Annotated in this window: 21 protein-coding genes; 16 read left to right on the forward strand and 5 right to left on the reverse strand. The window is 33.6% G+C overall.

Annotated features, from left to right (window positions below):
- Positions 1–100 precede the first annotated feature (100 nt).
- The 11 genes from JOD96_RS09390 (at position 101) to JOD96_RS09440 (ending at position 7358) form a co-directional block, all read left to right on the forward strand.
- Positions 101–643 carry a YceD family protein gene (locus JOD96_RS09390; protein WP_209564023.1) on the forward strand — a complete coding sequence of 181 codons (543 nt, stop codon included), beginning with the start codon at positions 101–103 and terminating at the stop codon, positions 641–643.
- A 9-nt stretch (positions 644–652) separates the two neighbouring features.
- A complete protein-coding gene (rpmF, locus tag JOD96_RS09395; protein ID WP_031455170.1) occupies positions 653–847 on the forward strand; it encodes a 50S ribosomal protein L32 in 195 nt (64 codons plus the stop codon).
- Positions 848–1019: 172 nt separating this feature from the next.
- Positions 1020–2018: a beta-ketoacyl-ACP synthase III gene (locus JOD96_RS09400; RefSeq protein WP_209564024.1), complete on the forward strand. Its 999-nt coding sequence runs from the start codon at positions 1020–1022 to the stop codon at positions 2016–2018.
- 22 nt (positions 2019–2040) lie between these two features.
- Positions 2041–2526, forward strand: coding sequence for an acetyl-CoA carboxylase biotin carboxyl carrier protein (gene accB / locus JOD96_RS09405; protein WP_209564025.1), 486 nt, complete (start codon positions 2041–2043; stop codon positions 2524–2526).
- 92 nt (positions 2527–2618) lie between these two features.
- A complete protein-coding gene (gene accC, locus JOD96_RS09410; protein ID WP_209564026.1) occupies positions 2619–3968 on the forward strand; it encodes an acetyl-CoA carboxylase biotin carboxylase subunit in 1350 nt (449 codons plus the stop codon).
- Between the two features lie 301 nt (positions 3969–4269).
- A complete protein-coding gene (locus JOD96_RS09415; protein WP_209564027.1) occupies positions 4270–4566 on the forward strand; it encodes a hypothetical protein in 297 nt (98 codons plus the stop codon).
- 69 nt (positions 4567–4635) lie between these two features.
- On the forward strand, positions 4636–4932 hold the full coding sequence (locus tag JOD96_RS09420) for a hypothetical protein (protein WP_209564028.1): 297 nt from the start codon (positions 4636–4638) through the stop codon (positions 4930–4932).
- 27 nt (positions 4933–4959) lie between these two features.
- On the forward strand, positions 4960–5247 hold the full coding sequence (locus JOD96_RS09425; protein ID WP_209564029.1) for a hypothetical protein: 288 nt from the start codon (positions 4960–4962) through the stop codon (positions 5245–5247).
- A 39-nt stretch (positions 5248–5286) separates the two neighbouring features.
- A complete protein-coding gene (locus tag JOD96_RS09430; protein ID WP_209564030.1) occupies positions 5287–5583 on the forward strand; it encodes a PepSY-like domain-containing protein in 297 nt (98 codons plus the stop codon).
- Between the two features lie 6 nt (positions 5584–5589).
- Positions 5590–5886, forward strand: coding sequence for a hypothetical protein (locus JOD96_RS09435; protein WP_209564031.1), 297 nt, complete (start codon positions 5590–5592; stop codon positions 5884–5886).
- A gap of 128 nt (positions 5887–6014) precedes the next feature.
- Entirely contained in the window at positions 6015–7358 is a 1344-nt protein-coding gene (locus JOD96_RS09440) for a sigma-54-dependent transcriptional regulator (protein WP_209564032.1), read from the forward strand.
- Here the strand turns inward: JOD96_RS09440 and JOD96_RS09445 are convergent.
- Both JOD96_RS09445 and JOD96_RS09450 read right to left on the reverse strand, forming a co-directional pair.
- A complete protein-coding gene (locus JOD96_RS09445; protein WP_209564033.1) occupies positions 7355–9790 on the reverse strand; it encodes an ATP-binding protein in 2436 nt (811 codons plus the stop codon). The genes JOD96_RS09440 and JOD96_RS09445 overlap by 4 nt on opposite strands.
- A gap of 194 nt (positions 9791–9984) precedes the next feature.
- Positions 9985–11886 carry a S9 family peptidase gene (locus JOD96_RS09450; RefSeq protein ID WP_209564034.1) on the reverse strand — a complete coding sequence of 634 codons (1902 nt, stop codon included), beginning with the start codon at positions 11884–11886 and terminating at the stop codon, positions 9985–9987.
- Positions 11887–12089: 203 nt separating this feature from the next.
- Here JOD96_RS09450 and JOD96_RS09455 point away from each other — a divergent pair, with 203 nt between their 5' ends.
- The 5 genes from JOD96_RS09455 to JOD96_RS09475 all read left to right on the forward strand — a co-directional run bounded on the left by JOD96_RS09455 (position 12090) and on the right by JOD96_RS09475 (position 16681).
- The gene (locus tag JOD96_RS09455; protein ID WP_209564035.1) at positions 12090–13202 is read left to right on the forward strand and encodes an NAD(P)/FAD-dependent oxidoreductase; all 1113 of its coding nucleotides are present in this window, start codon (positions 12090–12092) and stop codon (positions 13200–13202) included.
- The gene (gene mtgA, locus JOD96_RS09460; RefSeq protein WP_245188382.1) at positions 13202–13972 is read left to right on the forward strand and encodes a monofunctional biosynthetic peptidoglycan transglycosylase; all 771 of its coding nucleotides are present in this window, start codon (positions 13202–13204) and stop codon (positions 13970–13972) included. The genes JOD96_RS09455 and mtgA overlap by 1 nt, the downstream gene beginning before the upstream one ends.
- A complete protein-coding gene (locus tag JOD96_RS09465) occupies positions 13962–14918 on the forward strand; it encodes a lipid A deacylase LpxR family protein (RefSeq protein WP_209564143.1) in 957 nt (318 codons plus the stop codon). The genes mtgA and JOD96_RS09465 overlap by 11 nt, the downstream gene beginning before the upstream one ends.
- Before the next feature lie 320 nt (positions 14919–15238).
- Positions 15239–16255 carry a type I restriction enzyme HsdR N-terminal domain-containing protein gene (locus tag JOD96_RS09470; protein ID WP_209564036.1) on the forward strand — a complete coding sequence of 339 codons (1017 nt, stop codon included), beginning with the start codon at positions 15239–15241 and terminating at the stop codon, positions 16253–16255.
- Positions 16256–16267: 12 nt separating this feature from the next.
- A complete protein-coding gene (locus JOD96_RS09475; protein WP_209564037.1) occupies positions 16268–16681 on the forward strand; it encodes a hypothetical protein in 414 nt (137 codons plus the stop codon).
- A gap of 171 nt (positions 16682–16852) precedes the next feature.
- On the opposite strand, the gene JOD96_RS09480 is transcribed toward JOD96_RS09475, so the two are convergent.
- The 3 genes from JOD96_RS09480 to JOD96_RS09490 form a co-directional block, all read right to left on the reverse strand.
- Positions 16853–17236, reverse strand: coding sequence for a helix-turn-helix domain-containing protein (locus JOD96_RS09480; protein ID WP_209564038.1), 384 nt, complete (start codon positions 17234–17236; stop codon positions 16853–16855).
- 201 nt (positions 17237–17437) lie between these two features.
- The gene (locus JOD96_RS09485; protein ID WP_209564039.1) at positions 17438–17809 is read right to left on the reverse strand and encodes a VOC family protein; all 372 of its coding nucleotides are present in this window, start codon (positions 17807–17809) and stop codon (positions 17438–17440) included.
- 222 nt (positions 17810–18031) lie between these two features.
- Positions 18032–19063: an oxidoreductase gene (locus tag JOD96_RS09490; RefSeq protein WP_209564040.1), complete on the reverse strand. Its 1032-nt coding sequence runs from the start codon at positions 19061–19063 to the stop codon at positions 18032–18034.
- Between the last annotated feature and the right edge of the window lie 36 nt (positions 19064–19099).

Genomic DNA, 19099 nt, shown 5'->3' on the forward strand with positions numbered 1-19099 from the left:
AAAAGGTGAATAAGATTATTAGATTTATAATAATTTTATATCTTTGCACCCCAATTCAGATATCTGTTTTCAGAAACGAATTGGTCAAATTGATGTTGAAATGAGCAAAACAAAAGAATTTTTAATTCCTTTCGTAGGATTAAAACTAGGAAAACACCATTTTGAGTATCAGATAAATAATGCGTTCTTTGAGAACTTTGAGTATGACGAATTTCAAAATTCAGATATCAAAGTAAGTTTAGTTTTAGATAAGAAAAGCACTATGCTGGAGTTAGATTTTAAACACAAAGGAACTGTAAACGTACCTTGTGATCTAACTGGAGAAGATTTTGATCTTCCCTTAAAAGGTAAAATGAAATTGATTGTTCGTTTTGGAGAAGAATTCAACAACGATAATGAAGAGTTGCTGATTTTGCCACATGGCGAGTTTGAGATAGATGTAGCACAATACATTTATGAAATGATTGCTCTCTCTGTGCCGCTGAAACGAGTTCATCCAGGAGTTAAAGACGGAAGTTTGCAAACGGAAGCCTTAACCAAGCTGAATGAATTAAGAGTCAAAGAAGAAAAAGTTGAGAATAAAGAAGAAGAAGATATTGACCCGCGTTGGGAAAAATTAAAGAAACTATTAACGGATAAATAATATAGTAAAATGGCACATCCTAAGAGAAAAATCTCGAAAACAAGAAGAGATAAGAGAAGAACACATTATAAAGCTACTGTAGCTCAAATCGCTACATGTCCAATTACTGGAGAAGCACATTTATACCACAGAGCTTACTGGCATGAAGGTAAAATGTATTACAGAGGACAAGTTGTTATCGATAAATCTGAAGCGGTTGCTTAATACGTTTTTGTAAAAAATATTGGAACTCTCACCTTGTGAGAGTTTTTTTTGTTGGTTATACTTTTCGTTTTTTAAGAAAATAGATACAAATTTGCTTTGTTTTTTTTTGTAATTTTCAAGTCTTTTAAAAATTTTTCAAATAGAAGTATTTGGAAGGAAATAATAGAATATAATGAATACAATCACAGCCGCAATTACCGCTGTTGGAGCTTATGTCCCTGACTTTGTACTTTCAAACAAGGTGTTGGAAACAATGGTTGATACCAATGACGAATGGATTACCACTCGTACCGGAATAAAAGAAAGAAGAATTCTTAAAGATGCTGATAAAGGAACATCGTTTCTTGCTATAAAAGCAGCACAAGATTTAATAGCGAAAGCTAACATTGATCCTTTAGAGATTGATATGATTATAATGGCAACAGCTACAGCAGACATGCCGGTAGCCTCTACAGGAGTTTATGTTGCAACAGAAATTGGAGCTACAAATGCATTTGCATACGATTTGCAGGCAGCATGTTCAAGTTTCTTATATGGTATGTCTACCGCAGCAGCTTATGTACAGTCAGGAAGATATAAAAAAGTATTATTAATCGGTGCTGATAAGATGTCATCAATTGTAGATTATACAGACCGTGCAACTTGTATTATTTTTGGCGATGGAGCAGGTGCAGTTTTATTTGAACCAAATCACGAAGGCTTAGGTTTACAAGATGAATATTTACGCAGCGACGGTGTAGGACGCGATTTTCTTAAAATTCCTGCCGGCGGTTCTTTAATACCAACTACAGAAGACACCGTAAAAAACAGACTACACAACATTATTCAGGACGGAAAAACCGTTTTTAAATATGCAGTAACGAATATGGCAGATGCCAGCGAATTGATTCTGAAAAGAAACAATTTGACTAATGAAGATGTTAACTGGTTAGTGCCGCATCAGGCAAACAAACGTATTATTGATGCAACAGCAGGAAGAATGGAACTTGAAGATTCTAAAGTATTAATGAATATTGAAAAATATGGTAATACAACTTCAGCAACTTTGCCATTAGTGCTAAACGACTTTGAGCACTTATTCAAAAAAGGAGATAACATTATTTTTGCCGCTTTTGGTGGAGGATTCACTTGGGGATCTATTTACCTAAAATGGGCTTACGATAAAAAATAAATTAAACTAAAAACGAATCATTATGGATTTAAAAGAAATTCAAAACCTAATCAAATTTGTTGCAAATTCGGGAGTTGCAGAAGTTAAGTTAGAAATGGATGATGTAAAAATCACGATCAGAACAACTTTGGAAACAAATGTAACAGAAGCAACTTACGTACAGCAATTGCCTGCTCAGCAAGCATTACCTCAGGCGACAGTTCCGCAAGTTACAGCTCCAACAGTTGTAAATGTAACTCCAGAAGCACCAGCGGCTAACGATTCTAAATACATAACTATAAAATCTCCAATTATTGGAACTTTTTATAGAAAACCGTCTCCGGACAAACCAGTTTTCACAGAAGTAGGAAGCACTATTGCAAAAGGTGATGTTCTTTGTGTAATTGAAGCAATGAAATTATTCAACGAAATCGAATCAGAAGTTTCAGGTAAAATTGTAAAAATTCTTGTAGACGATATGTCGCCTGTAGAATTTGACCAACCTTTATTCTTAGTTGATCCATCATAAAAATTTAGATTTTAGATTTTAGATTTTAGATCGATTTATATCATCTAGAATTATCTAATTATCAAATTGTCTAATTATCTAATTAAAATAAGATGTTTAAAAAAATATTAATTGCGAATAGAGGAGAAATTGCACTTCGTGTAATTCGTACATGTAAAGAGATGGGAATCAAAACTGTAGCAGTTTACTCTACAGCCGATGCAGAAAGTCTACATGTTAAGTTTGCTGACGAAGCGGTTTGTATTGGTCCTCCTCCAAGTAACTTATCGTATTTGAAAATGTCAAATATTATTGCTGCTGCAGAAATTACAAATGCAGACGCAATTCACCCGGGATATGGATTTCTTTCAGAGAACGCCAAATTCTCTAAAATTTGTCAGGAACACGGAATCAAATTTATTGGTGCCGCTCCTGAAATGATCGACAGAATGGGAGATAAAGCTTCTGCAAAAGCTACAATGAAAGCTGCAGGAGTACCATGTGTACCAGGTTCAGACGGATTATTAGAATCTTTTGAACATGCACAAAAAACAGCCAAAGAAATTGGTTATCCAGTAATGATGAAAGCTACTGCCGGTGGTGGTGGAAAAGGAATGCGTGCGATCTGGAAAGAAGAAGAGCTTTTGAAAGCTTGGGAAAGTGCACGTCAGGAAGCTGCTGCAGCTTTTGGAAATGACGGTATGTATATGGAGAAACTTATTGAAGAACCACGCCATATCGAAATTCAGGTTGTCGGAGATTCTTACGGTAAAGCATGTCACCTTTCTGAAAGAGATTGTTCTGTGCAGCGTCGTCACCAAAAACTTACTGAAGAAACACCTTCACCATTCATGACTGATGAATTGCGTACTAAAATGGGTGAGGCTGCTGTAAAAGCTGCTGAGTTTATTAAATATGAAGGAGCAGGAACGGTAGAATTTTTGGTTGATAAGCACAGAAATTTTTATTTCATGGAAATGAATACCCGTATTCAGGTAGAGCATCCAATTACAGAACAAGTTATTGATTATGATTTGATTCGTGAGCAGATTATGGTTGCAGCCGGAATTCCGATTTCAGGAAAAAACTATTTACCGGAATTACACGCTATAGAATGTCGTATTAATGCAGAAGATCCTTATAATGATTTTCGTCCTTCACCAGGAAAAATTACTACGCTTCATATGCCAGGAGGACACGGAGTGCGTTTAGATACTCATGTTTATTCTGGTTACAGCATTCCGCCAAATTACGATTCTATGATTGCTAAGTTAATTACAACAGCTCAGTCTCGTGAAGAAGCAATCAGTAAAATGCGAAGAGCTTTAGATGAATTCGTTATTGAAGGTGTGAAAACTACAATACCTTTCCACAGACAATTAATGGATGATCCAAAATATATTGCAGGAGACTATACAACTGCATTTATGGATACATTTAAAATGAAACCTATAGAGGAATAATATTAAAGCTGTCGAAATCGACAGCTTTTTTTTTAAAACTCAAATTTAGCCCCGACAGGTTTGAAATACTTGTCGGGTTTTTTTGTCAATAATGGCAAGTAAACACATTTAGTGTATACTTTTTACACACTTTTTCAATCCATTACACACTTTTTGTAGTGTGCGAGTTTTGGCACGATACGGTTAAAGGCTTTATTTATAGGGGTTTGTAGTGTTTTGAAGGTTTATTTCAAGTTACGGCATAATAATTTCATTACTTAAAGTGTAAACAAAACTATTATATAACTTAAATATACACATCATGAAAAATTTATTCTTATCAGCCGCAATCGTTTTGGGAGGTTTAACTTCATTTGCTTCAACTTCTCCAATAACTAATACAATAGTAAAAACAATTTCAATTCAGGATGAATATACTGAAATTAAATTAGAAGAAGTACCGGCAGCAATTACCGAAGCTTTGAAAAAAGCATACCCGGATGCTGTACTTTCTAAAGCATACAAAAATGCAAAATCAGAATATAAATTAGATGTTGCAGTAGGAGACAAAGTTGGGAATCTTTATGCTAATGCAGATGGATCTTGGATTAAAAAATAATCAATATTCCCGTGAAAATTCAAATCAAGAATACTAAAATTAAATTAACTATTTTAAAATATAACTACCATGAAAAATTTATTTTTATCAGCCGCAATCGTTTTGGGAGGTTTAACATCATTTGCCTCAACTTCGCCAATAACAAATACAATCGTAAAAACAGTCTCAGTTCAAGATGAATATACTGAGATAAAATTAGAAGAACTTCCTGCAGCAGTAACCGATGCTCTTAAAAAAGCTTATCCGGATGCAGTACTTTCTAAAGCATATAAAAATGCAAACTCACAATACAAACTAGATGTTACAGTTGGAGATAAAACAGGAAACCTTTTTGCAAACGCAGATGGAACCTGGATCAAAAAATAACCAAAAGTAACCGTAAAACTATAAATTATGAAAAAATTAATTTTATCAGCTGCAATTGTTCTAGGAACACTTTCAGCGCAGGCAGGAACCATTTTAGTAAAAAATCCAATGGTTCAAACAGTAACTCAGGATGAATATAAAGAAGTAGATGCTGTTCCGGCAGCGATCAAAACAGCTTTAGACAATGCGTATCCTGGAGTAAAGCTTGAAAAAGCATATGTAAATGATAAAAAAGAATACAAAATTGACATTGTTGTAAGAGATGTAAAATCTACAGTTTACACTGATGCTCAAGGAAACATTCTTAAAAAATAATAAATAAACTGTCAAATAACCCCATAAAAACAAATCACTATGAGAAAGTTACTATTATCCACAGCAATCATTTTAGGAAGTCTAACTGTTAATGCAGCAGCTCCTATAATACAAAATTCAATGAATCAATCAGTAACAATTCAGGATGAGTTTACTGAGGTTACTGCAGATGCTGTTCCGGCAGCAGTAAAATCAACAATTGAAAAATCTTTTCCGGGTACAAAGCTTGAAAAAGCGTATGTAAACGAAAAGAAAGAATATAAACTTGAAATCTCTAAAGGGGAAACTAAGTACACTATATTCACTGATGCTTCAGGAAATATCATTAAAAAATAATTTATTATGAAAAAGATAGTTCTTTCAGCAGCAATCGTTTTAGCAAGTTTATCAATTTATGCCACTACAATTACACCTTCGCCAGAAGTGAATATTGAAGCAAGTGCACAGACTGAATATACTGAAATCAGTACAGATACTGTACCGGCAGCAGTAACCAAAGCTTTGCAAACTGCTTATCCGGGGGCCAAATTAGTAAAGGCTTATGTAAACGATAAAAAGGAATATAAATTAGATATATCAGTTGGTGACCAAAAGGCTACTGTTTACTCAGATGTCAATGGCAATTGGTTAAAAATATAATTAGGTGAATTAGATTTATGTTTTTGGTGAAAAAGAGATTGTTATAAAACAATCTCTTTTTTTTTGCAAAATTTTGTGAGAATACAAGTTTAATAGTGTTATTTTAGCAAAAAAGTCAGTAAAAACAAATGCCTAAGATTTTATTAATAGAAGATGATATTTCATTCTGCAAATTATTAGAGAAATTTCTAGTAAAGAAAGCATATGAAGTTACTATTTCCTTTTCTGCAGCAGAAGCAAGAATAGCCGTTAAAAAAGAATCGTTTGATTTAATTTTGACCGACCTTCGCTTGCCTGATTCTGATGGTATAGGCCTTATGGCCGAATTTAAAAATGCATATCCGGAAATACCTGTTATACTAATGACAGGCTATTCAGATGTAAATACTGCAGTAAAAGCGATAAAAAATGGCGCTTCAGATTATATCTCGAAACCATTTAATCCCGATGAAGTTTTATTGGTTATTACAAATGCTTTGCAAACCCCGCAAACAGAATCACCTGCAAAAGAAAATAAACCTGCAAAAAAACAAATTCCTGCAACTGAAAATGAATTTGTAAAAGGCATTTCCGTAGCCTCAAAAAAATTGCTCGATCATATTCAGTTGGTTAGCCCTACAGATATGTCGGTCTTGATAATTGGTGAAAGTGGTACCGGAAAAGAAATCATTGCAAAAAGTATCCATCAGCAAAGCAATAGGAAAAACAACAATTTTATAGCCGTTGATTGCGGAGCGATTCCGAAGGAATTAGCAGCAAGTGAATTCTTCGGACATTTGAAAGGATCTTTTACCGGAGCTATAAGCGATAAAATGGGCTATTTTGAAGCCGCTAACGGAGGAACTCTTTTTTTAGATGAAATAGGGAATCTTTCATACGAAAATCAAATACAGCTTTTAAGAGCGCTTCAGGAACGAAAAATAAAACCGGTCGGAAGCAATAAAGAAATAAATGTAGATATCAGGATTATTACCGCCACAAATGAAGATTTACGCGAAGCGGTAAAAAACGGTGATTTCCGTGAAGATTTATACCATAGAATTAACGAGTTTTCTATTCAGTCACCTTCGCTAACAGAAAGAGGGGAAGATTTAATGGTTTTCGCCGATTATTTCCTAGAAAAAGCCAACCAGCAATTAAACAAAGAAATCATCGGATTTTCTCCTGATGTTGTCAAAATTTTCCAGAATTATAGCTGGCCTGGAAATTTACGTGAATTACAAAACTGCGTAAAACGTGCTACATTATTAACACGTGGCGATTATATCGAAAGCGATGTTTTACCGGCAGAATTTTTTCAAATCCAAAAACAGCAGAATTCAGCAAGTACTTTTTCTTTATCAGAAAATGAAAGAGAAACTATTATCCATGCTTTATCAAAAGCACAAAATAATAAGTCAGAAGCTGCAAAACTGCTTAAAATTACCAGAAAAACACTTTATAATAAATTGAAGCAGTATAATATAGACTAGACCGCGTCTTCTTTTAAAGAAGTAAAAAGTATTTCGACTTTGGTTTTTAAACCTTCAAAAACAGTAGCGAGATCTTCTTCTTTAAATTCGTTTTTTTCTAAAGCTTTTAAAGTGTTTGCAATATCATTTGCCTGAATCTGTTTAAACATTGGTGCAATTCTGTGGGTAATTGTACTTATTTCGGCGATGTCTTTTTCTGTTATCGCTTTATTAAGAGAGACAAGATTTTCCTCTGTACTTTCAATAAATGAATTTATAACATCCCGAAGGGCATCATTATCATTCCCCAAAAATTCTTTTAAGGTTTCTAAAGAATATAATTGAGCAGGAGGAATAGTTTCGATTGATTTTATCTCGTCAATTGAAATTTCCTCATTTTCCAGAATATTATGAATCGTTTCCAACAGCACTTTAGGCGAATAAGGCTTTTTTATTACGGTTGTAAAGCCAGCCTTTTTGTAAACCGAAAAGTCCAGATCAGTTCTGCCCGTAAGTGCAATTATCGGCTGGTTTTTATATACGTTAACAGCGTTTTTTAATTTCTCAATAAACATGAATCCATCCATTTCAGGCATCTGAATGTCTGTTATGATAAAATCAAAATTGGTTGCGACAATCGCATCCAAAGCTTTTGCAGCTCTGTCAAAAGATAATACATGATGTTTTTCCTGCCTTAAAACTCCGCTTGTCAAATTCAATAAATTGATGTCATCATCAATAACAATAAATGTTTGCTTTTTGGTATTGATGCGGACAGGTTTTTTAATTTCAACAGTATTATTTTCGCTATTGTCAAATAATAACGGAAGCGTGATTTTAAAAGTACTTCCTTCTCCAAATTCGCTTTCAAGGTTTAAAGTTCCGCCAAGAATAGAAATTATTTTTTTGCAGATAGAAAGACCTAAACCGGTTCCGCCATATTTCTTTTCAATGTTTTCATTTGCCTGCGCAAATTCTTCAAAAACCAATTGCTGATTTGCCTTTTCAATTCCAATCCCGGTATCCTCAATTGTAATGGTAAAAAAATCATCTTCCGTGGCGTATGTGCTGATTTTTATAAAGCCCTCTTCTGTAAATTTATAAGCATTTCCAACAATATTAGTCAGGATTTGTTTCAGACGAAACGGGTCTCCAACTATTTTTCTATTCAGTTTTTCATCGACATTAATTATAAGATCAATAGGTTTGTTTTTATAAACAGTCTGAATATTTTTGGCAGCATCTTCAATTACTTCCGGTAAAGAGAAAGGAACTTTTTCAATGCTGATTTTTCCGGCTTCGATCTGAGAAAAGTCCAATAAATCCTGTACAAGCTGTGATATATAATCAGAGGAGTTTTTAATATTTTTTATAAAATAAGATTGCTTCGTATTCACATCAGAATTGCCCAGAAGTTCAGTATAGCCTACAATTGTACTCAAAGGGGTTTTGAGGTCGTGGCTAACCGTAGATATAAGCTGTTCACGGCTTTTAAGCAGGTTTTTGGTTTTGAAATTCGCAATTTCAAGTTGTTTTTTATAAACTTGGGATTTCGAATAATCGCTCACAATCAAAATAGAAAAAAATACCGTAAGAAATAAACCAATTATGGCAGAAACCGTTACAATCTCATTTACTTTTTTGAGCGATTTCTCTTTTAAGGAATTGTTTTTTATTGAATTGATTATGATTTCTCTTTCAATAATCCGAAGGACTTTTCTAAGTTGTTCAGAGATCGCAATTTCATTTTTGAGCAGTTTGTTTTCCTCAAAATTCAGGGATTCTCTCTTTTTTTCTGCTTTTAGTTTTACATTGCTCAGCAGTTTTTTTGAATTGGCCAATATAGAATCAGAAGCCTGTTTACTCAACGTATTTGTGCTGTCATCGGGAATATTCTGGTTGAGATAATCTACATATTTCTGAAGCACATTTCTTTGATAACTGCCCAAATCATTAGGACTTTTGGTAAAATCCTGAAGTTCCAGTTTTCGGAGTTTAAACTCCATTTTTGTTATTTCTTCAATAGCTGTATTAACAGAAACTTCATCTTCAGCCTTGTTTTTTATAGTTTTTAACTGCTTAATATTATCTGTCTTTTCAGATAATAAATAGGTCACACTATCTAATAATACTTTTTGATATTCTGTGGTAACAATTTGTTTTAAAGTATCAATTCTTGATTTTAAGGAATCTGTTTCAATGAGGTAACTTTTAAAATCATTTTCGGAGTTGGTCTGAATTGTTTTCCTTGCGAGACTTTCGGTTTTGTAAACATTCGAAAAAAGCTTGCTGACTCTTAAGATCTTTGTTTTTTCAAATGCAATTTTATCTTCAAGTTTGTTATAAACAACATTTTCAGAGTATAAAAACCATCCTACAGTAATTACGAGGCCCAGTAAGACAATGTAACTGAAGAGAACTTTGATTGGCATGTAACTTTTTTTACTTTCCATACAATGATAGAATTTGGAAGTTTTTTAGGCGTGAATATGCCGCAATTTATTTAAAATTTTCTGATTAGTGCTTATAATGCAATATCAATATCTTATATAATTTTATGGAAAAGTTACAAAAAAACCACTGATTTTTAAGGCTCATAGGATAAATCTTAAAAATCTGTGGTTAATAGCTTTCAAAGCTTTTTTAATTATAGCGTTTCATTCAGCCATTTAAAAAATTCACTTTGCCAAACCTGTGCATTCTGAGGTTTTAGCACCCAGTGATTTTCTTCAGGAAAATACAGGAAACGACTTTTGATTCCTCTTAGCTGTGCCGCCTGAAAAGCTTCTTGTCCCTGTCCGATCGGCACACGAAAATCTTTTCCTCCCTGAATAATCAAAATAGGTTTGTTCCAGTTCTGTACTAAACTTGCAGGGTTAAAAGTAGTATATGTTTTTTGGGCAGCCACATTATCTTTCTCCCAATAAGCCCCTCCAAAATCCCAGTTGTTAAAGAAAACCTCTTCGGTCGTCCCGAACATACTTTGTGTGTTGAAAACACCATCATGAGCTATAAATGTTTTGAAACGGTTGTTGTGAATTCCGGCTAAGTAAAATACAGAATATCCTCCATAACTGGCACCAACACAACCTAAACGGCTTTTGTCAACATAGCTTTCTTTTGCAACATCGTCAATTGCAGAAAGGTAATCATCCATAACCTGTCCGCCCCAGTCTTTACTAATTTGTTCATTCCACTCCACACCATGACCTGGCATACCGCGGCGGTTAGGTGCAACGACAACATAACCTTTGGCAGCCATTAAAGAGAAATTCCAACGGAAAGAATACGATTGTGTCAATGCAGATTGTGGTCCGCCCTGACAAAATAAAAGAGTTGGATATTTTTTTGATGCATCAAAATTTGGAGGCAGAATAACCCAAACCAACATTTTCTTGCCATCTGTAGTCGTTACGTAACGTTTCTCGGTTTTGCTAAGCGTAAGCGTTTTGTAGGTATCAGTGTTGATATTAGATAATTGTTTCCAGGTATTTTTTTTCAAATTAAAAGAAAAAATCTCCGCAGCATGATTCATATCTGTTCTCGTAACAATAATGTCATCACCAGAAAAACCAACTAAATCATTAACATCAAAATCACCATTTGTCAATTGACGAACCTGAATTGCGATTTTAGTCAGCCCGGGAAAATTAACTTCAAAAAGTTGTTTAGTTCCGTCAACAGGAGCTGCAAAAAATACTTTTTTACCATCTTTACTCCAGATAAAATGATCAACAGTTCCGTCCCAATTTGCAGTCAGGTTTATTTTTAATCCTTTAAAATCAACAATAATGTCATTTTTATCAGCTTCATAGCCATCACGTTTCATTTGAAGCCAGGTAAGATTTCCTGTCGGTGAAAATTGCGGAGCCGTATCATAACCCAAATTATCCTCGGTTCTGTTTACTGTTTTCTGAGTTTCTAAATTGTACTCATAAATGTTAGTATTAGTAGAAATAGCATACGCAGTTCCGGCTTTTTTCTTGCACACATACAAAATACTTTTTCCGTCGGGAGACCAGATATAATCTTCGTCACCTCCAAAAGGTTTTTGCGGACTGTCAAAAGTTTCTCCTTTTAAAATGTCAATTCCTACAGCACCATCTTTATTTTCTTTATAAAAAACATGGTTAAATTTCCCTTCATTCCAGGTATCCCAATGGCGATAATCAAGACCGTCATAAATTTGGGCATCAGATTTATCTAAAGCCGGATAAAAATCTTTTCCTAAAACCTTATCAATTTTTACTTCTTCATTGTAAACCAAAAATTTTCCGTCTGGCGAAATATTTTTGTCTCTCAATACTTCTTTAGTGTCCTTGATTTCAGTTGCATTTCCGCCATTTACTGGTAAAATGTAAAATTTAGAACTTGATTTGTTTTCTGCAACAGAAGGAGTTGTAACCTTAAAAACAATGTTTTTTTCATCTTTTGAAAGACCAAGCGGGGTTACTCTTCCTAATTTCCATAACAATTCCGGTGACATTACATTCTGTCCGATAGCGCTTAAACTCATCATCATTAGGGTTGTAAATAATACTTTTTTCATATTGATATTCTATTTTTTGTGGCGTTAAAAGTACGAATTTTAAATTCCAATTTTCTTAAATTCCAAATCCCAAAGACTTTTCGGTGAATGTTCCGCCACTGATTCACGAATTAATTTAAAAACCTGAATTCAGAATTTGGAATTTTAAAATTGAAATTTATTTTTGGTGCAAAAAATCATTATTTTTATAAAAATGTCTGAAGATGGAATTAAGTTACTGGGAACTTAAAAATTGGTTTACAAATGTAGATTACACAATCGTAGGAAGTGGTATTGTAGGCCTGCATGCAGGATTACGCCTGCGCGAAAGATTTCCGAATGCAAAAATTCTGGTTTTAGAAAAAGGAATGCTGCCACAGGGAGCAAGTACAAAAAACGCCGGTTTTGCCTGTTTTGGAAGCCTTTCTGAAATTATAGATGATCTAAAAACACATTCTGAAGAAGACGTAGTACAGCTAATCGAAAAGCGCTGGCGGGGTCTGCAATTGCTGCGAAAAAGATTAGGAGATATAGCAATCGATTTTAAACCCCACGGAGGATACGAAGTATTTCTGAAAGAAGATGAAATAGGTTTTAATGACTGTGTAAGCAAATTACCTTTTATAAACGAAATCCTGAAACCACTTTTTAAAGCAGATGTTTTTAGCAAAGAGGTTGATAGGTTTGGTTTTAAAAATATTGAGGAGTATTTAATTTTTAATCCTTTTGAAGCCCAGATCGATACGGGAAACATGATGCAGGAGTTGCTAAAACAAGCTATTGCGGCAGATATCCTAATCTTAAATCAGCAAACTGTTACTTCTTATCTGGATAAGGGAAATGGGGTAGAAGTGGTTTTGAATGATTTTAGCTTTACTTCAAAAAAAATACTTTTTGCAACAAACGGGTTTGCAAATGCTCTAACAAAAGGAGCCGTTCTGCCGGCCAGGGCACAGGTTCTAATTACAGAACCAATTCCGAATTTGGATATAAAAGGTACTTTTCATCTGGACAGAGGATATTATTATTTTAGAAACATCGGCGACAGAATCTTACTCGGCGGAGGACGAAACCTGGATTTTGAAACAGAAACCACAACCGAATTTGGGCAAACCAAAATTGTTCAAAATAAATTGGAAGATTTGCTGAAAAACGTAATTTTACCAAATCAGGAATTTCAGATCGCTCACCGCTGGAGCGGTATTATGGGAGTAGGAAATAGTAAAAATCCTGTAGTGACACAATTGTCTGAAAACGTATTTTGTGGAGTACGCCTGGGCGGCATGGGAGTCGCAATTGGAAGTTTAATAGGAACAGAATTAGCAGATTTAATATAATGGCAGTAAAAAAACCAGCACCAAAAACAACATCAAGTAAGCCTAAGCCAAAATCTTCCCCAAAGAAATCAAATCGATCTTTTGGAGATAAAGTAAAATGGCTTTTTATAAAATTATTTTTATGGTTTTTCGGACTTTCCATCGGGTCTGTTATACTATTCAAATATATACCAGTTCCTTTCACTCCGCTAATGCTGATTCGGGCAATCGAAAATAAATTAGACGGAAAAACAGTCTATTTTGATCATGACTGGGAACCAATCGATAAGATTTCTAAGAACCTGCAAAAAGCAGTCATTGCAAGTGAAGACGGAACATTTTTATCTCACAATGGATTTGATTTTAAAGCACTTCAAAAAGCATATAAAAGTAACGAACGCGGCCGCAGAATTCGTGGCGGGAGTACGATTTCACAGCAAACAGCCAAAAATGTCTTTTTATGGCAGGGAAAAAGTTATTTTCGGAAAGGTTTAGAAGCTTATTTTACTGTTTTAATTGAAGTAATCTGGGGCAAAGAACGTATCATGGAAGTTTACCTGAACAGCATCGAAATGGGAGACGGGGTTTACGGAGCATATGCTGCAACTGAACACTGGTACCGCCGTGATGCCTCTAGTTTAACCCCAATGCAGGCAGCCGGAATTGCCGCTATATTACCAAATCCGAGAAAATTTAAAGCAACAGGGTCTTCAAGTTATATCAACAGACGTAAGGAAAGAATTGTTCGTGAAATGCGCGCTGTCGGAAAAATAAATTATGATGGGAAATAAAAAAGCCTTTCTTGTGCTCTTAATATTGACATCGACATTTATTTTTGGACAAGGAAAAACTACTGAAATAGGTTTTATAACCGACAACGATTTATATACATCGTCTAAGAATGACATGTATTATACCAATGGTCTGGAATTTTTTTATCGGTTTTTGTCCAAAAATGAAAATACCAAAATCAATAAAAAAATTACTGAATTTCGTATCGGGCAATATATTTATAATCCAAGATTTATAAATAAAGAAGCGGTTGATGTAAACGATCGCCCCTTTACAGCTTATCTTTTTGCAGAAGCCGGAAGAAGTTTTTTTTACCAAAGTGAATCTGTTTTAAAAACCGATTTTCAATTGGGTTTTATAGGGCCAAATGCTTTGGGTGAAGAAACACAAGTTGGATTTCATAAATTTATAGGCTATAAAAAAGTATATGGCTGGGAAAACCAGCTTCATAATGCTTTTGCGGTTCAGGCACATGTAGTGTATTCCAAAAAAATGTTTCCGTCAAAACACAATGATTTTATTGATCTTCATTTTCAGTCAGAAGCAAATCTTGGAACTATTTTTACAGGCGTTTCAACGGGATTTTTAACCCGAATTGGTTTTAAGAAACTGCTGCCGGTTTATGATTCTAATCTTCATGATGCTTCTGTAAGTGCAGAGGCACAGCCCAATATCAGGGAATTTTATTTCTACGCCATGCCAAGCGTCAATTATCAGTTTTATGATGCAACAATTGAAGGAAGCATGTTTAACGATACAAGTCCAATCACTTTTGATTTGGTACCACTTCGTTTCAATGCCGAAGCAGGTTTAAAATACCGCCACAATAACTTCAATATGTCATATTCCTTTATCTACCGCGGCAGAGAATTAGAAGGCGATGTGAATGATACAAGTTCAGGATATTTCTTTGGGTCAATAAGATTGGGCTTTTTGTTGAGGTAGGTTTTTTTTAAGGTACTAAGATACTAAGATTCTAAGGTGCTAAGGTTCTGAGTTTTTTACTCAATATTGTCATTTCGACGAAAGGAGAAATCTTCGTAAGCAGCTCTACAAGAATTGTTTTTCAGGTAAAAGTACGCAGCTTATTAGATTGATAAAATATTACTTTTGATCCAGACTTTAGTAATGTGGTTTTCCGTAATAGGATTATCAGACAAATGAAGATATTTGTTTCGTTTTAAAGTAATGATTTTTAAAACATTACTATTGCTTTATTTTCATTAGCTTAGTTTCAATTTATCTAACTAACAAATCACCAAAACATGACCACGAACATTCCGAGACAATCCATTAATCAATTGAAAAAAATACTAGAAAATTTTAAAATTGATGATGCAATAGAATTATGTACCAACGAAGCTCAAACTCGTAAATTTCTAATTGAGCCTTTTTTTCATCTTCTAAATTATGTTTCTAATGATTTAATTCCAGAATACAATGCAGATTTTGGAGAGCGTGTAAGTCAGAAAATTGATTATGCTATTTTATTAAACAAAAAGGATACAATTTTAATTGAAGCAAAAAAATATAATAGCAGACTTAGTGACAAAGAAGCCGGACAGTTGAATGGATATTTTAACAATACTAAAAATTCCAGAATAGCTGTACTAACTAACGGAATTGAGTATAGATTTTATTCGGATGTTTTGCAGCCAAATGTAATTGATAATAAAGCTTTTTTTGTTTTTAATTTACTGAATTATTCAGATAAAGACTTAGAAACTCTAGTTAAGTTTGATAAAAGATATGTTGTTGTTACAGAAATTATAAAAACGGCTCAGGAATGTGTTTTCGCTGAAGATTTTGAAGCTACTTTGCTAAAAGAGTTAATTGCTCCTTCAAAAGATTTTTTGAAAATCATTCATCGGGATATGAATTTTAAAACAAAATTCACCGAAGAAACTCAGGTTAAAATGATAAAAATGATCAATTCAGCATTATTAAAGTCATTGTATGAAAAAAAAGTTCTTAATGAGTCTACCTCAAATACTGGTGGAATTATAACAACTGAAACAGAGATTCAGGCTTATCATACTATTCGAACTTTATTAATACAAAATAAAAAGATTCCGAGTCAAAGAATTTTCTTTAAAGATTTTAAAAGTTTTTTTAATATCAGCGTTGATGATAATTTAAAAAAGGTGATTTGTAAATTGGTTTTTACTGATGCAAAATTGAAAATTGTAATCGAAAACAATGAATATTTATTAAATAGTGTAGATGACGTTTTGAAATACAAAAATGAATTAATAAATAGAACGCTTTTATTGTTAGAATAAAAATATCTTAATATGACTGTTGAAATTATTATTGGTCTAATTGGTCTCTTTATTGCTATTGCGACATATGTCCAAAGTCAGAAGCCACAAGAGATAAAGTTTAGCGAGCCAAATGAAGAAATGGAAAGTTTGAAAGTTAGCTTTAAAGTGAATCAAAAGATGTCATTAGAAATTCAAGATTTGCTCGAAAAATATATTGAAAGCAACCAATGTCATGATGAATTATTTTTCCAACAAATGACTTTTTCTAACTATTTACAATTTGTCAAAGATGATTATAAAGAGTGTCTTTCAGATGAAGTCTATGAAGGAAATCTTTCTAATGATATTTATACTAGACCAATAATTGCAAGTATGTCAAATTCGTTACAAAATCAATTTCAAAATTTAATGTTGGTTAAAAACTATATTAAGACTTTAACTTAATGCAAATTACAATTTAAACTATCGCAACTTTTATGCATTTTTTCTGACTTGGAAAATCTCTCCACTTCTTAGTGATAATGATTGGCAAGATTAGTTGACTAAGAGTTTAAAAACTTTAAACTAAAAAAAACCACTCTAGTTTAGAATGGCTTTTGATATATAATTGGAGAATTATTTCCCTTTTAATAATTTTTCTAAATATTCAACTTTATCTTTTTCAGACTGAACTAAACGTTCATAAAGTTCAACAACCTTGTCAAGAGGATTGAAAGTACAATGATTGCTTTGAAAATTTCCTTGACTATGATGAAATGTGTTAAAATAATTGATCATATTTTCATCTGAAAAACTTTTTATTGCTTCCGGAGTTACGCCAAGAGCTTTTGCTATTTCTACAAGTTTTTCTTCGTCTATAGTTTCGCTGTTTTCTATAGCCGATATTGCTTGCTGGTTTGTTCCTAAAGCTTGTGCCAAAGCTTCTTGTTTCATGTCACGGAGTTCACGAATACGGCTTATTTTTCGCCCGATATGATTTGGTTTTGTTGCTGTGCTCATAATTCAAAGGTATTTAAAAAACGTTTACAAAATTGTTTTTAAGTAAAAAACAGACTTGTTTCTGCAAAATACGTTATAGCGTTTGCAAACGATAAAAATACAATTTTTCATACAATTTAGTAATTTAAATACTTGGTTTATTTCGAAGAATAAGAATCTGGCAAGTTTGAAAAGTCTACAACATCTGTTTTATTTTTTAGATTACCATTCCATAAAAACTATAAAATGATTATCGGGATCTTTTAAGAAAAGTGCTTTTCCTCCAGGAAAATCCCAAGGACCTGAAAATGTACCTGCGGGCATTTTTGCTATGTCAGATTCTTCGCTTTGCAGGAGGTTGTTTTTTATAAAGATGTCGTACAAATCTTCTACAGGGGCTTCGTTTATTTCGATATTCTGTTCATTACTGGGTTTTTGCAGCGTGCTAATTTTTAATTCTGCATGATTGCCAAGAGGCGCAAAGAAGGTTTTTGTGTTATTTATGAAAGTATCATTTTTGAGATTAAAAACTTTTTGATAAAAATCAAATGACACCTTTAGGTCAGAACAATAAAGCCAGAAAGATACTTTCATAGTATTTTCAATTAAGGTTAATTTTGGTATTTTGAAAATTTAGTTATGTTGTAAACGGTTTTTCTAAACCACTTCTGAAAACAAAATTTCTAATCTAGCCCCGATGGAAACGGCATCCTTTTATGGCTCCCGAGGCTTCGGGAGCCATAAAAGATAGAGTGTACAGCGGGACTAAAGGTCTTTTGAAAACGAAGATTTTCTGCTTCTTATTTTCTCAATTAATTAATGGCGGTTGTCGCATTGCAGATAAATTTCTTCGTTTGATTTGTCGATAATTGAAATTCCCGGACATCCGAATGATTCGTACAGAAAGCCAAAAACGACCTGCGGTTTATCTTTAAAAAGTTTGCCAGTCCATTGGTTAACAGTATCTTCGCCTTCTTCGTAGTTTAGAGGAGAAGGAGAGGTACCTTCGCTCTGGCTGTAGAGTTTTTCAATTATTATGTCTTTTGTATTAGAATCGACAACCAGCAGACGTCTGGCATAAAGATTTTTGCGATTGTCTACATAATTCTGTAGAAAATATTGGTAGCTGTTTGTCTTAAACGAATAGGTATTGCCGGGAACAGTCTTTTTGAGCAATCTTTGGTCTTCTTTTTTTACTGGTCTTGAAGGATATTCTTTTGCTGTAATTTTTTTCCAGGCAATAGGTGTTAATCGTTCTTTTGCAAACGGATTTTCTTTGCCCACATATACAAGGGCATCTCTGTAATATTCGCTAAATTCGTTGAGGTGTTTTTTATTAATTTCAAAGCCAAGCATGTAGTCAGAAGGGGAGTAAGGGAAATCCTCGGAGGATGCATAACCATTTATCATGGCAGTAGTTTTTAGGCTTTTTACAGGAAAAGAAGCCAATTTGTTTTTGGCATAATCATAAACAAAAAGAGAATCGTATTCTGAAATATGGGTTTGAGACAGAAATTTTTTTCTGTATTTGTTTTCTAATAGAAAATATTCTGCCGCTTTTTTGTCCATTTTTGCGATAATGGGCATTGCAACTGTGTCATTGCCTCCGTCTAAATTATAAATGTCAGACATGGAAACAAAAGCAATATCGGTGCTGTCTTTTGGCATTAAAGTAAATAAGTTGATGCTTTCTTTTCTTGGCTCTTGCTCTTCTTCCTGAATCGAATCGGTTTTGATTTCGGTATTTTTATAGACAAGAGATTTAGTTGTTTTTGGAGGTGGTTTTTTATCGCAGGCAGAAACTAATAAAAGAATGGCAGCCAATAGTGCATATGTTTTTACTTTCATTATGTTGTGGTTTTTGGTGTCGTTTTAGTGTTTGGT

Source organism: Flavobacterium sp. 1355 (genome assembly GCF_017833415.1).
Lineage (GTDB): Bacteria > Bacteroidota > Bacteroidia > Flavobacteriales > Flavobacteriaceae > Flavobacterium.

Coding starts and splice junctions, on each gene's coding strand:
- JOD96_RS09390 (WP_209564023.1), top strand. CDS start 101: ATGAGCAAAACAAAAGAATTTTTAATTCCTTTCGTAGGATTAAAACTA.
- rpmF (WP_031455170.1), top strand. CDS start 653: ATGGCACATCCTAAGAGAAAAATCTCGAAAACAAGAAGAGATAAGAGA.
- JOD96_RS09400 (WP_209564024.1), top strand. CDS start 1,020: ATGAATACAATCACAGCCGCAATTACCGCTGTTGGAGCTTATGTCCCT.
- accB (WP_209564025.1), top strand. CDS start 2,041: ATGGATTTAAAAGAAATTCAAAACCTAATCAAATTTGTTGCAAATTCG.
- accC (WP_209564026.1), top strand. CDS start 2,619: ATGTTTAAAAAAATATTAATTGCGAATAGAGGAGAAATTGCACTTCGT.
- JOD96_RS09415 (WP_209564027.1), top strand. CDS start 4,270: ATGAAAAATTTATTCTTATCAGCCGCAATCGTTTTGGGAGGTTTAACT.
- JOD96_RS09420 (WP_209564028.1), top strand. CDS start 4,636: ATGAAAAATTTATTTTTATCAGCCGCAATCGTTTTGGGAGGTTTAACA.
- JOD96_RS09425 (WP_209564029.1), top strand. CDS start 4,960: ATGAAAAAATTAATTTTATCAGCTGCAATTGTTCTAGGAACACTTTCA.
- JOD96_RS09430 (WP_209564030.1), top strand. CDS start 5,287: ATGAGAAAGTTACTATTATCCACAGCAATCATTTTAGGAAGTCTAACT.
- JOD96_RS09435 (WP_209564031.1), top strand. CDS start 5,590: ATGAAAAAGATAGTTCTTTCAGCAGCAATCGTTTTAGCAAGTTTATCA.
- JOD96_RS09440 (WP_209564032.1), top strand. CDS start 6,015: ATGCCTAAGATTTTATTAATAGAAGATGATATTTCATTCTGCAAATTA.
- JOD96_RS09445 (WP_209564033.1), bottom strand. CDS start 9,790: ATGGAAAGTAAAAAAAGTTACATGCCAATCAAAGTTCTCTTCAGTTAC.
- JOD96_RS09450 (WP_209564034.1), bottom strand. CDS start 11,886: ATGAAAAAAGTATTATTTACAACCCTAATGATGATGAGTTTAAGCGCT.
- JOD96_RS09455 (WP_209564035.1), top strand. CDS start 12,090: ATGGAATTAAGTTACTGGGAACTTAAAAATTGGTTTACAAATGTAGAT.
- mtgA (WP_245188382.1), top strand. CDS start 13,202: ATGGCAGTAAAAAAACCAGCACCAAAAACAACATCAAGTAAGCCTAAG.
- JOD96_RS09465 (WP_209564143.1), top strand. CDS start 13,962: ATGGGAAATAAAAAAGCCTTTCTTGTGCTCTTAATATTGACATCGACA.
- JOD96_RS09470 (WP_209564036.1), top strand. CDS start 15,239: ATGACCACGAACATTCCGAGACAATCCATTAATCAATTGAAAAAAATA.
- JOD96_RS09475 (WP_209564037.1), top strand. CDS start 16,268: ATGACTGTTGAAATTATTATTGGTCTAATTGGTCTCTTTATTGCTATT.
- JOD96_RS09480 (WP_209564038.1), bottom strand. CDS start 17,236: ATGAGCACAGCAACAAAACCAAATCATATCGGGCGAAAAATAAGCCGT.
- JOD96_RS09485 (WP_209564039.1), bottom strand. CDS start 17,809: ATGAAAGTATCTTTCTGGCTTTATTGTTCTGACCTAAAGGTGTCATTT.
- JOD96_RS09490 (WP_209564040.1), bottom strand. CDS start 19,063: ATGAAAGTAAAAACATATGCACTATTGGCTGCCATTCTTTTATTAGTT.